At 32.9% G+C, this 13,150-nt stretch carries 8 protein-coding genes; all 8 read left to right on the forward strand.

The window, feature by feature from the left end:
• On the forward strand, positions 1-1,647 hold the full coding sequence (gene bamH / locus JI750_RS05835) for a BamH family beta-barrel-assembly machinery protein (protein ID WP_201999358.1): 1,647 nt from the start codon (positions 1-3) through the stop codon (positions 1,645-1,647).
• A 9-nt stretch (positions 1,648-1,656) separates the two neighbouring features.
• On the forward strand, positions 1,657-3,507 hold the full coding sequence (glmS, locus tag JI750_RS05840; protein WP_201999359.1) for a glutamine--fructose-6-phosphate transaminase (isomerizing): 1,851 nt from the start codon (positions 1,657-1,659) through the stop codon (positions 3,505-3,507).
• A gap of 141 nt (positions 3,508-3,648) precedes the next feature.
• A complete protein-coding gene (locus tag JI750_RS22170; RefSeq protein WP_201999360.1) occupies positions 3,649-4,095 on the forward strand; it encodes a T9SS type A sorting domain-containing protein in 447 nt (148 codons plus the stop codon).
• 6 nt (positions 4,096-4,101) lie between these two features.
• The gene (locus tag JI750_RS05850) at positions 4,102-10,386 is read left to right on the forward strand and encodes an RHS repeat-associated core domain-containing protein (protein WP_201999361.1); all 6,285 of its coding nucleotides are present in this window, start codon (positions 4,102-4,104) and stop codon (positions 10,384-10,386) included.
• Entirely contained in the window at positions 10,386-10,784 is a 399-nt protein-coding gene (locus JI750_RS05855; RefSeq protein WP_201999362.1) for a hypothetical protein, read from the forward strand. The genes JI750_RS05850 and JI750_RS05855 overlap by 1 nt, the downstream gene beginning before the upstream one ends.
• A gap of 453 nt (positions 10,785-11,237) precedes the next feature.
• Positions 11,238-11,675, forward strand: coding sequence for a hypothetical protein (locus JI750_RS05860; protein WP_201999363.1), 438 nt, complete (start codon positions 11,238-11,240; stop codon positions 11,673-11,675).
• Between the two features lie 337 nt (positions 11,676-12,012).
• On the forward strand, positions 12,013-12,579 hold the full coding sequence (locus JI750_RS05865) for an REP-associated tyrosine transposase (RefSeq protein ID WP_201999364.1): 567 nt from the start codon (positions 12,013-12,015) through the stop codon (positions 12,577-12,579).
• Between the two features lie 71 nt (positions 12,580-12,650).
• Positions 12,651-13,142 carry a PH domain-containing protein gene (locus JI750_RS05870; protein WP_201999365.1) on the forward strand — a complete coding sequence of 164 codons (492 nt, stop codon included), beginning with the start codon at positions 12,651-12,653 and terminating at the stop codon, positions 13,140-13,142.
• Positions 13,143-13,150: the final 8 nt, after the last annotated feature.

Below are 13,150 nucleotides of genomic sequence, written 5' to 3' on the forward strand. Positions count from 1 at the left end.
ATGTATAAAACTTCTTTTTTTAAGAAATCTCTTTTAGCTGTTATTGCTGTTTTTTTATATTCTTGTGACAAAGATTTTAATGCGATTGGTGAAGGTTTGGTTGGTGATGATCACTTTGGACTTGAATCTGAAAAATATGATGTTTTAGCTTTTAATCAAGAAGTTACTCCAATTCAGTCAAATAATATGTCGCCAAATGCTCTTGGTATTTTTGATAATCCGCTTTTTGGTACTACAACTGCAAACTTTACTACTCAGTTAGGGCTTGCTTCCTATTCTCTAACAATTGGAGAGTCTCCGGTTATTGATAGTGTTAAAATACAGATTCCTTATTATAGTCATGTTATTTCTACTGATGATAAAGGGAATAGTAAATATGAATTGGATTCTATTTACGGAGATAAAAACGGAAAAATTAAACTAAGTGTTTATGAATCTGGGATCCAGATGAGAAATAGTTATTTTAATGGAGGTAGTCAATTGCCACAGTTTTATTATACAGATCAAAACACCGATTTTTTTAATGAAAAAAAAGGCACAAGATTAAATAATAGTGCTAATAGGCTTGAAAATGAAGAGTTCTTTTTCAGTGCGGCAGAGTATAAAGATAGCATTACAACAGATGGCAAAAAAACGCTTACTAGGGTAAAACCGGAAATGCGTTTGCATTTAGACACGAAGTTTTTTCAAGATAAAATATTAAATGCAGCTGCCTCGAAACTTGGGGCCGAGGATGTTTTTCAGGAATATTTTAGAGGTTTGTATTTTAATGTTGAAAAATCTGGATCTAATCCGAGTAATATGGCATTAATGAATTTTAGTGATGGTAAAATTACAATTTATTACAAAGCTAAAACAGAATCTACGGAAGATGGTGATGCTATGGAAAGTAAAACAATTGTTTTGAACTTGAAGGGTGCTAGTGCGGCTACATCAAATACAGCTAATTTTCTTCAAGATACCCGAAACGCAGATTACACGAGCGCTATAACAACAAATGTGAATAAAACAGAAGGAGATGAAAGGCTTTACTTAAAAGGAGGTCAAGGATCTTTGGCAATTTTAAGACTGTTTAATCAGACAGATGTAATGGGGTATGATGAAAAAGGTAATGTTGTAAGTAAAGCAAATAATGTTCCTGATGAATTAGATGAAATTAGGTATAATGTAACTCACAAGAACTGGAAAGTTAACGAAGCTAATTTAGTTTTCTATATTGATGCTGATAAAATGGCTGGTACCGAAGAGCCAAATAGAGTGTATTTGTACGATTTGACAAATAATGCTGTTCTAGCAGATTATTCTGCAGATGCTGCATCGGCTTTTGGAGGAGTGATTACCGTAGGTTCTGACAAAAGAGGAAAAAGTTATAAAATGAGAATCACAAGCCATATTCGTAACTTGATAAAAGACGCAACAGCTAAAAATGTTGATTTAGGACTGGTAGTTTCCCAAAGTGTAACTACAATTACACTTAATGCGCTGAAGAATAAGGTTCAAATCCAAGATGATCCAGTTAAATATTTTTCTGCTGCGCCGAGAACATCGGTTATGAATCCTTTAGGTACAATCTTGTTTGGAGGAAAAGCTTCTGTTCCAGATAATAAAAGATTAAAACTTGAAGTTTACTACACGAAACCAAATTAATAAATATATATGTGTGGAATTGTTGGATATATCGGTCATAGAGATGCATATCCAATTGTAATCAAGGGCTTGAAGCGTCTTGAATACAGAGGATATGACAGTGCCGGTGTTATGCTATATGACGAAGAGTCGGGCATTAAAGTTTGCAAAACAAAAGGTAAAGTTTCCGATCTTGAGGCTAAAGCCAATGAAGGTTTTACAATAAACGGAAATATTGGAATTGGACACACACGTTGGGCAACTCACGGAGTTCCAAATGATGTGAATTCACACCCTCATCTTTCTAATTCTGGAGATTTAGCAATCATCCATAACGGAATTATCGAGAATTATGCGCCTTTGAAAGAGGAGCTTATCAAAAGAGGTTACACTTTTAAATCGGATACAGATACTGAAGTTTTAGTTAATTTAATAGAAGAGGTTCAAAAGAAAGAAAATATTAAATTAGGTAAAGCTGTTCAGATTGCATTGAACCAAGTTGTTGGTGCATATGCAATTGCTGTTTTTGATAAAAAAAATCCAAACGAACTTGTAGCGGCTAGATTAGGAAGTCCGCTGGCAATTGGCGTTGGAGAAGGAGAGTATTTTGTAGCTTCTGATGCTTCACCATTTATTGAATATACTTCAAATGCAGTTTATTTGGAAGATGGTGAAATGGCTAATATCAGATTGCATAAGCCAATCAAAATTAGAAAAATCCAAGATGATTCTTTAGTAGATCCTTATATTCAAGAACTTCAAATGAATTTGGAGCAGATTGAAAAAGGAGGGTATGATCATTTCATGCTTAAAGAAATCTACGAGCAGCCAAGTGTAATTAAAGATACTTACAGAGGAAGACTTCATGCAAATGAAGGAATTGTTCAAATGGCTGGTGTTGAAGATAACTTAGAGAAATTCTTAAACGCAAAACGTATTCTTATAGTAGCGTGCGGAACTTCTTGGCATGCTGGTTTAGTGGCAGAATATATCTTTGAGGAATTTACCCGTATTCCTGTAGAGGTAGAATATGCTTCTGAGTTTAGATATAGAAACCCAATCATTAACAAAGATGACGTAGTGATTGCTATTTCACAATCTGGTGAAACTGCAGATACTATGGCAGCTATTAAATTGGCAAAAGAAAATGGAGCATTTGTATTTGGAGTATGTAATGTTGTTGGGTCTTCTATTTCTAGGGAAAGCCATGCAGGTGCTTATACACACGCAGGGCCAGAAATTGGAGTGGCTTCTACAAAAGCATTTACTACTCAGATTACAGTTCTAACGATGATTGCTTTACGTTTAGGAAAAGCAAAAGGAACGTTGTCAAATACAGATTTCCATACATATCTTCAAGAATTAGAAATCATTCCTGAGAAAGTTGCTGAAGCATTAGAAACTAATGATAAGGCAAAAGAAATTGCCGCTGCTTTTAAAGATTCACCAAACTGTCTTTATTTAGGTAGAGGATATAATTTCCCGGTTGCTTTAGAAGGTGCATTGAAGTTAAAAGAGATTTCATATATCCATGCAGAAGGATATCCAGCGGCTGAGATGAAGCACGGTCCGATTGCTTTAATTGACGAATTTATGCCAGTTATCGTTATTGCTCCAAAGCAAGGGCACTACGATAAAATTGTGAGTAATATTCAAGAAATTAAGTCAAGAAGCGGTAAAATTATTGCTGTAGTTACAAAAGGAGATACTCAAGTTCGCGAATTGGCAGATTATGTAATCGAAATTCCAGAAACTTCAGATGCATTGTCGCCATTAGTTACTACAATTCCGTTGCAATTGCTTTCTTATTACATTGCTGTAATGAGAGGTTGTAATGTTGATCAGCCTCGTAACTTAGCGAAGTCGGTAACAGTAGAATAAATATATTTAAAATATAATTATGTTAAAAAAGCGAGATTTAGGTCTCGCTTTTTTTATGCCTATTTGTTAAAATTAAGATAAAATTTGTAGGAATATAATTATTCTATATGTTTATAGGAAATAATTTAAATTTTATACGCCGTGCAAAGATTTTTACTCTTTATTTTTCTTCATTGCTCTTTTTTTTCAATTGCCCAAACTAAGCTCAACTTCAACTACGATCAAGCAGGAAATCAAATTACGAGAATATTATGTATTAATTGTTCGGCTAAATCTGCAAAAGATATTGTAGAACCAGAAGCTTTAACTGAAAATGATTTACAAAAATTCTCTCCTGAAGACGTTATTTCTTATTATCCAAATCCTGTAAAAGAAGAATTGTATTTACAGTGGGAATTGGCTCGTGATAATTATGTGGCTTCTATACATGTTTATTCCATGACAGGACAGGTATTGCGAACTTTTCAGCCCAATTCTAATACTAATAATTTGAGCATTCCTTTTCAGCAATATCCTACTGGGGTTTATCTGGTCTTGCTTTCTTATAAAGACGGGGGAGAAAAATCTATTAAAATCATTAAAAAGTAGTTCGTAATGAAGAAGTTTTATATCAGCCTATTGTTTCTATTTGTTGGTTTATTTGGTTTTGGACAGTCAACAGAAGTGGGTGTTACAGAAGGGGAGTTATCGGTTTCTCTATTAGGAGCTGCAACTTATGCAATTCCAATTACTGTTCCGCCCGGAATTAATGGAGTTGTGCCCCAAATTAGTTTGACATATAATAGTCAGTTAGGAAATGGAATGGCAGGTTACGGATGGAATATAGCTGGAATTTCAACAGTTTCAAGAATTCCTGCAACTAAATTTCATGACGATGTTATTGATGCAGTTGATTTTAATGCCCTAGATCGATTTGCATTAGATGGTCAGCGGTTAATAGTCAAAAATGGAACTAATGGAGCTTACGGCGCTGATAAAACAATTTATGAGACGGAAAGTTTTTCTAATATAAAAATAACGTCTTTTGGAGTACATCCTTTGGGTGCAAATTATGGTCCTGCTTATTTTTTAGTTGAATATCCAGATGGTTCCAAAGCTTATTATGGTTATTCTGCGGATTCTCGATCTGTAACAGATTGGGCAATTACATATTGGGAAAATCCTCAAGGAGTGCGAATAAGCTATAATTATTCTGCATCAGAGAATTCATTTAATAATGTGTTAAATATAATATCTATAAAATATGGTAGTATTGCTACTACAACGCCAATAAATGAAATAAAATTTAAATATGATACAAGAAAACGCGCAGAACAGTCTTATATAGGAGGTTTAAGTATTGTTAGAAATACAATTCTTAAAGAGATTAATGTTGTAGGTAATGGTGTAGGTTTTAGAAATTATATTTTAGAGCAGGAAGAAACATCTTTGGGTTATCAGAGATTGAAAGCCCTAACAGAAAAAAGCGGTGATAGCAGTAAGAGTTACAATCCAACAACATTTACATATGAAACTACGATTAGCGATGTTCCTTTGGTAATAGCTCAACCAGCAACATTGGGAATTTCAGGAATAGATTACACAAATACAGACTATATATCTGGTGATTTTGATAATGACGGAAAAACAGATGTTTTATTGTTTTCAAAAACAGAGGGATTGAAAAATAAGTTTACTTTGTTTTCTCATATAACCGCTGGGGCTTTTAATTCTGGAAAAACAGAGAATGTTGACACTTTTGATAATATTTTTACTGCTTCTTTTTTAAGTTCAGATAATAAATTGCTACCACAAGGTTGGCTCACCTTAAAAAAGACAGATACAAATTGTAGTATTTCGCTTTACGGTTCAGGTTCTACTTCTTCTACTTCTAAGCATTATGAAAAACAATATAATTTTAGTAAAACGGTAGCAAAAGAATCTAATTGGTCGTATTGCGATCCCAAAGATTATAAGGGATTAGTATTAGAAAATATTCCGATAGAGTATGTTAGTGGAGATTTTGATGGTGATGGTTTAACCGATGTCATTGCAATCGAAAAGAGTTTCTATTACACTACTAGGGTTTGTAATTTTGGAAACCACACAACAGAATATCCACAAACTTTTTATCAAGGAGGGAAATCTTATCTTTTTAATTTAGATAGACGCCTTAACTCCAACGAACCGGAGAATATTGGAAATATCGTCATTAACAGCGTAGGAAATTCAAAAATTTTTGTTGCTGACTTTGATGGCGATGGTAAATCTGATATCTATGTTTTTGAACCTAGCTATATAAGAGTGCACACCTTAACTAAAGATAAAAAGCTGGTTTTATTACATCAAAATGATATTGCTGATGCAAGTTTGGATCTTAAACGACAAATTTTATTTGGAGATTTTAACGGCGATGGAAAAATGGATTTTGTAATACCACAAAAGGACAATGTAGATAGCTGGACTTTTTATTTTTCTACAGGAACAAGATTCAACAAAGTAAATACATCAATAGGTTTGCCTTATTACACCTCATATATGGGATATTTTGGTGTTGTTGGTTTTCCAACAACTACTTACAGTTTAAATGAGAATACTTTTGTTGCTAATGATTTTAATGGAGATGGAAAAACAGATATTTTGTACCAGCAAAATTTTACTGTAGAATATGTCATGACAGGAAGCGGTGCAGATTATTCAAGAAAAGGAGAGTCTCAGATTACAAAATTGGTTTTGCTCGAAAATTTATCTTGTACAGGAAGTGCAATTAGTTTTAACTTGATTAATAAATCATCTCAGCTTGCGGGAGTAAAAAGAAGTTCAATTCCAATCTTTACAAATCATAATAAAATCAATCAAAATTTAGAGTATAGTTTAATCAGCGATAATAAAATTATATCTTTCAACAGTCCAAAAGATAATCGTGAAGATGTTTTACTCAAAGGAATCACCAATGGGAATCAAGTAAAAGAGACTATCACATATAAACCTCTGAAACAAGATCCTTATGAGCCTTTTTATACTCCGTCAGCATTAGCTGAAACATTTCCTAATACAGATGTTGTAATTTCGCAAGGCTTTAAAATGGTCTCTATGTTAGAAAAACAAAGTAAAGAGGTATCTAAAAAGCAACGTTATTTTTACGCAGAAGCCGTTTTAAATATAGAAGGACTTGGCTTCTTAGGATTTCGTTCAACCTCAAAAACAAATTGGTACCAAAACGATTCCCAGATAATTTCTACGGTTTCTAAATTTGATACTAATTTAAGAGGAGCTAATGTAGAAAATTATACGGTGTTAGGTTTGCATTCTCCTTTAAGGTATAATCCTAATGCAATTAGTATTCCAAATACTATAGTGAAAGAGAACGGTTATAATGTGGCAGGTGTCGAAAGTTTAACAGCAACTCAAAGCATAATTTTAAAACCTAATACATGGATTAAACCAGGAAGCACATTTTCAGCTAAGATAAATGAAGATGCCTGTAGTGGAACATCGATTAATACACCTTCAAATTTTGTAACTAAATCATTGCTGACTTACGAAAGTGAGTTGCAATCTAACAAAGTTTTTAAAATTAAAAATAGTAAAACTAAGCAATTTAATGGTTTAGAAAATACAAGTACCGAAACCACAATAGACTATGATAGTTATAATAATGTTGTAAAATCTGTTACACTACTAAAAGAATCGGGAATTACTGTTCAAACTACAGTTTCAAATATTGGTTATGAAGCTCCTGTCTCTTCTCTATATGTAATTGGAAGACCTTCTTCCAAAAATCAAAGTGTTAGTGTTTCAGGTGATGTAATGACATCTGAAGAGTTGTATTCTTATCAAAATAGTTTGTTAACCCAAATTAAGAAAAAGGGAACAAATACAGATTATATTGTTGAAGATAATATATATGATGCTTTTGGTAATGTTACTAAAAAAACAATAACAGTAGCAGGTTTAGTTCCAAGGATAACCAGTTATGAATATGATACTTCTGGCCGTTTTTTAACTGTAAGCAAAGATATTGAAGGATTGTCTACTGCTTATGAATATAATCTAAGTAATGGGGTGTTAAAAAACGAAACAAATCCATTTGGGTTAAAAACTTCGTATGATTATGATTCATGGTTCAAAAAAACAACAACTACTGATTATTTAGGGAAAACCAGCAGTTGTACTTATACTAAAAATAATGAACAGACAATTATTTCGATCATTGCTGATGATGGCAGTGCAAGTGAGGAAACCTTTGATAGTTTAGGAAGAAAAACTAAATCTGGAATAAAAGATATTAATGGTTCTTTCTCATTTATTTCTTATGAATACGATATTTATGACAGAAACTTTAAAGTAAGTGAGCCTTATTTTGGCATATCGCCTACTCAATGGAATCAAACTAATTTTGATGAATATGGAAGAACAATTCAAAACCAATCGTTTACAGGAAAAGTAACCAATATTACGTATTCAGGATTAGCGACAACCATAAGCGATGGAATAAAATCTAAAACTTCGGTTAAAAACGCAATGGGGAATATTGTCTCTATGACCGATAGTCCTGGAGGAACTATTACGTATGCTTATTTTGCAAATGGAAATCTAAAATCATCTAATTACAATGGCGTTAATACCACAATAGAACAAGATGGCTGGGGCAGGAAAACAAAATTGGTAGATGCATCAGCAGGAACATACACGTACGGGTATAACGGTTTTGGCGAAACGATTTCAGAAACCACTCCAAACGGAACTACAGTATATGTTCTAGATGAAGTTGGAAGAATAAAACAAAAAACAATTTCGGGAACCAGTACAAATTCAAAAACAACGTATGCATACGATTCGTCTTCTAAATTGCTTTTAAATTCTAAGTTTGAAGATTTAAGTAATGGAACAAATGTTATCATTAATGATTATACTTATGATAACTATAAGCGAGTTAGTAACTCTGTCGAAACCACGCCTTTTGCTAGTTTTACAAAGACAGTAAGTTATGATGCTTTTGGAAGAGTAGAACTTGAAACTTCGACTGCTGTGGCTGGAGGAAAATCGAGCAGCAAGACAGTTAAAAATGTTTATAAAAATGGCTCGCACTGGCAAATATTAGACAATGCTACAAGTGCGATTTTATGGCAGGTAAATACGGTAAATGCAAGAGGGCAATTGCGTACAGCCCAAAGCGGACCACTTGCAATAACCCGTGATTATAATATATATGGTTTAACAACGCTGTTTAAGTATGATAGAATTTCTAATTCAGCGAATATTTTGACTTTAAACACTGTTTTTGATGCTAAACGCGGAAATTTAACCAGTAGAACAAATAGTTTATTTGGCCAAAACGAAAACTTTAAATACGATGCGCAAGACCGTTTGACAGAATTTACAAATGTTAAAGGTGAACAGGAAAAACAATTGTACGATGATCAGGGAAGAATAACGCAAAATAATCTGGGAACTTACAGTTATACCATAACGGGAAAACCTTATCAGAACAACTCGATAGAGGTAACACCAGAAGTATTAGAATATTATGCGGCAAGACCTATTCAAAATATTAGTTATAATACTTTTAAAAGTCCAGTACAGATTGAAGAAGCGGGGATAGATAAAATAAGTTTTAATTATAATGATTCAAATAGCCGTACCGCCATGTTTTATGGAGGATTGCAGGATGATAAACTCCAAAGACCAATGCGTAAATATTATGCTGCCGATGGCACAATGGAGATTAAGCATAATATTGCAACAGGCGTTTTTGAGTTTATAACCTATATAGGAGGGGATGGTTACAGTGCGCCAATTGTAGTAAAAGGTGACGGAAATGTGCAAAACCTCTTATATTTACAAAGAGATTATCAAGGAAGTATTTTGTCTATTACTGATGGTAACGGAGCAATACTCGAAAAAAGATTATTTGATGCTTGGGGCGCTATTGTAAGTGTGCAGGATGGTGCAGGAAACAATCTTGCTGGATTGACAATATTAGACAGAGGTTATACAGGTCATGAACATTTGCAAAGTGTTGGCTTAATAAATATGAATGGTCGTATTTACGACCCAAAACTGCATCGTTTTTTACAGCCTGATAATTTTGTACAAGATCCTTCTAATACACAGAATTTTAACCGTTATGGGTATTGTTGGAATAATCCGTTAGTTTATACAGATCCTAGTGGGGAAATCGTACCTTTAGTTGTTGCGGCAATTATAGTTGTTAGTGCGGCAGTAAATGTTTATCAAAATTGGGGTAAAATAACAGGAGGAACAGGTAAGTTTTCTGATATTAATTGGGGTAAATTTGTTGCCTATACTGGTACAGGAGCGGTAGCAGGAGCGTTAACAGTTTATGGCGGACCTTATGGAGTTATTTGGGCAGGAGGATTTCAAAATTTTAGCAATTCTGTAATTAACGGGGATAATTTTAGAACCACATTGGAAAATACAGGATCGGGTATTGCGGCAGGGGGATTAACCTTGGGATTTGGGCAAGGGCTTGGATTGGCTTTCCCTAATGGAATTTTTAGTTTTGGTAATCCGATTCTAAAAGAAGGTGTAAACAATACCTTTGGAACTGTTTTATCTTCTTTTCTTACAACATCAATACTTGCTGGTGACTTTAATGAAGGCTTTAAAACGGCCTTTAATCCAGTTAATATAGGTTCTGCGTTAATTTTAGGAGGTTTAGAAGGTGCGAGACAAATTCCTAATAATACAAAAGTACCCGTAGAGGCAATTAGACAGAATCAGCCTCTTTTGGAGTCTTTGCAATTGAATTCAATTCCTTTAAGGACTTTACCACAAAATGTAGTAATTCCTCCTGCGCCAGTTTTTATTCCGCAACGAACAGTTATTCCGCAAAAATACAATTATAATATTTCACAAAATAAATATAAAGGATAATGGAGAAAAAAAATTATATTCTCATTTTAATTATAATCATTGGTTTGATAATGTTATTATGGGGAAAAGAGCTAGGTAAAAAAGAAATAAAAAAAGACTTAGGTGATTATGATTTCACAATAGGTGTTGTTGAAGCTTATTTTAGAAGGGGAACCATAGGATATAACGTTGGTAGAAGTTCAATTACATATTCTTATACTGTAGGCGGTATTCGTTATATGAATAATTATGATATGTTGTTTTATAAACTTCCTTCTTCGCCAGATGTTAATGACAAGTTTGTAGTAGCATATAACAAAAATGATCCTCAAAAAAGTATTTTGTTAGGGGACTATGCAATTAAAAACGACGAAGATTTTAATAATTTTATAAAAGAAGGGATTAAGATTAGTTTTTAGGTGAGTGGTATAAAAAACATATTGACAATCTTTTTTGTTAATAAAGTACTTTTAAATGAGATTAAACAGAATCAGCCTGCCTTAGAGTTTTTACAATTGAATTCAATTCCTTTAAGGACTTTGCCGCAAAATGTGGTAATTCCTCCTGCGCCAGTTTTTATTCCGCAACGAACAGTAATCCCTCAAAAGTACAATTACAATATTTCACAAAATAAATATAAAGGAAAATCCAAATGATTTAGAGAAATATAAAAAACTGTTTGCAGAAAAAATACCAGATGATGCTATTAAATTGGAGTGAGGAAAGAGAGTAAAATTTAATTTTTTACTGAAGTAATCCCCCGCTACCGCACGAATCCTTTCGTGTGGCATAACGGAAATGAGTTGAAGTTTAAAATTTGTAAGTACTTAAGAAAAAATGAGCAGAAATTACAAATTTGATAATCCTGTTTGATGTTTAAGCAGAACGTACCACACGAAAGGATTCGTGCGGGAGCGGGGGATATAGACCCACATTTAATGATAAATCAAGAATATTTTATGGAAGAAAATAATAATATAAAAGAGATTTATAGATTTTTAGAAGATACATTAAAATTAATGGTGATTCCAAGCCATATTAACATTAATGAAAGAAATGATTTAATTGAATCTAATTTAGAAGAATTGGAAGGGGATTTTTACACTTTTATGAATCCTATTAACCTTAATAAATTGCATTCAGAAAACTTGATTGACGATAATGTTAAATTTAAATTGGAGCAACTATTTATTCTTTTGCAAGATATTGAGAGTGAAAACTGGGGGATGGTTTCTTTTTTAACTAATCCTAAATGGTTAGTAATACGCAGTCTGGCCAAAGAAGTAACACAAAGTATTGGTCACATATAGAAGTATTAACAGATAACCGCGATTCTTGGTGAATTAAAGAATGGTTTAACAAAAACGTTAACGGAGATAACTTTAGCGAATGGTGGAAAAGTAAAATTAGCATTAATAACATATTTGGACGCCATAAAAATTCTGGACCACCGCCTAATAGGAGTAGTTATGTGAGTTTGAATAATGCTAGCTTTTTAGGAAATCAAATGAGTATGAATAATTTTGTTTCGAAAACAATGTCTGAGACCGCATTAACACAGTTAATCCCCCTGCTCCCGCACGAATCCTTTCGTGTGGCATAATAGAAATGAATTGAAGTTTAAAATGTGTAAGTACTTAAGAAAAAATGAGCAGAAATTATAAGTTTCATAATCCTGAAGGCTTGTATTTTATAAGTTTTGCAGTAGTGGGCTGGCTAGATGTGTTTACCAGAAATGAATATAAAGATTTGTTTTTAGAAAGTTTAGAGTTTTGTCAGAAAAAGAAGGGATTAGAAATTCATGCTTGGTGTATTATGACAAATCATGTTCATTTGGTTTTTAGAAGTATAAATGGACAGAATCCAGAATTATTGATTGGAGATTTGAAAAGGTTTACCAGTCAAGCTATAGTAAAAAGTATACAAGAAAATCCAAGAGAAAGCAGACGGGAATTCTTGCTGGAATTTTTTAAGAAAGAAGCAGAAAAAAGTTCCAATGTTAAGCATTATCAATTTTGGAGACATGATAATAAGCCAATAGAGTTGTGGAGCAATAAAGTGATACAGCAAAAAATAGATTATGTCCACAATAATCCAGTTGAAGAAGGATTAGTTTATAAGGCGGAGGATTATGTGTACAGCAGTGCAATAGATTATTCTGGTCAAAAGGGACTTATTGATGATGTGGTAGTTTTTAGGATGTTTGATATTTAGTCGTTACACCACACGAAAGGATTCGTGCGGGAGCGGGGGGTAATTTTGTTAGATAAATCAAAACAAATATTATGGAAATAAAAATTAATTTTTTAAGCCAGTTAAAAGCATTAACAGATTTAATAGTAATGTCAATAATTTATTCTTTTGTAATACTATGCACGTCTATTGATGATTTAAAACTGATGTTTTTTTTACTTATACCATACTTTTTAATGTTTTTTTTGCCTACAGTATTTTTGCATTGCAATTATTTAATGGAAAATAATGGGATTGTTTTTGAAATAACTAAAAAAGCTATAATTAAAAAAGTTAAAAACAATATTTTAGAATGTACGATTGATGATATATGTGAAATTATAATTTATACTGGGGGAACAAGGGGGACAGTGGCACCTGGTTTAGCACATAGTAATTACTATTATGTGAAAATTAATTTTTTGGATGGTTCTAGTTTTGTAATTACGTCTTTATGCTCTAGCAAAATTGATAAAATTCTAAAGGACAATTTTCCAAACGTTAAAACAACAACTGAAAAAGTGTTTTATCCCATGATTAGTTAAATTTTATA

Origin of the sequence: Flavobacterium tagetis, assembly GCF_016735615.1 — a bacterium.
Taxonomy (GTDB): domain Bacteria; phylum Bacteroidota; class Bacteroidia; order Flavobacteriales; family Flavobacteriaceae; genus Flavobacterium; species Flavobacterium tagetis.

Excerpts from the sequence above, each read along its gene's own strand:
- bamH (WP_201999358.1), top strand. The coding sequence starts at position 1 with ATGTATAAAACTTCTTTTTTTAAGAAATCTCTTTTAGCTGTTATTGCT.
- glmS (WP_201999359.1), top strand. The coding sequence starts at position 1,657 with ATGTGTGGAATTGTTGGATATATCGGTCATAGAGATGCATATCCAATT.
- JI750_RS05850 (WP_201999361.1), top strand. The coding sequence starts at position 4,102 with ATGAAGAAGTTTTATATCAGCCTATTGTTTCTATTTGTTGGTTTATTT.
- JI750_RS05855 (WP_201999362.1), top strand. The coding sequence starts at position 10,386 with ATGGAGAAAAAAAATTATATTCTCATTTTAATTATAATCATTGGTTTG.
- JI750_RS05860 (WP_201999363.1), top strand. The coding sequence starts at position 11,238 with ATGTTTAAGCAGAACGTACCACACGAAAGGATTCGTGCGGGAGCGGGG.
- JI750_RS05865 (WP_201999364.1), top strand. The coding sequence starts at position 12,013 with ATGAGCAGAAATTATAAGTTTCATAATCCTGAAGGCTTGTATTTTATA.
- JI750_RS05870 (WP_201999365.1), top strand. The coding sequence starts at position 12,651 with ATGGAAATAAAAATTAATTTTTTAAGCCAGTTAAAAGCATTAACAGAT.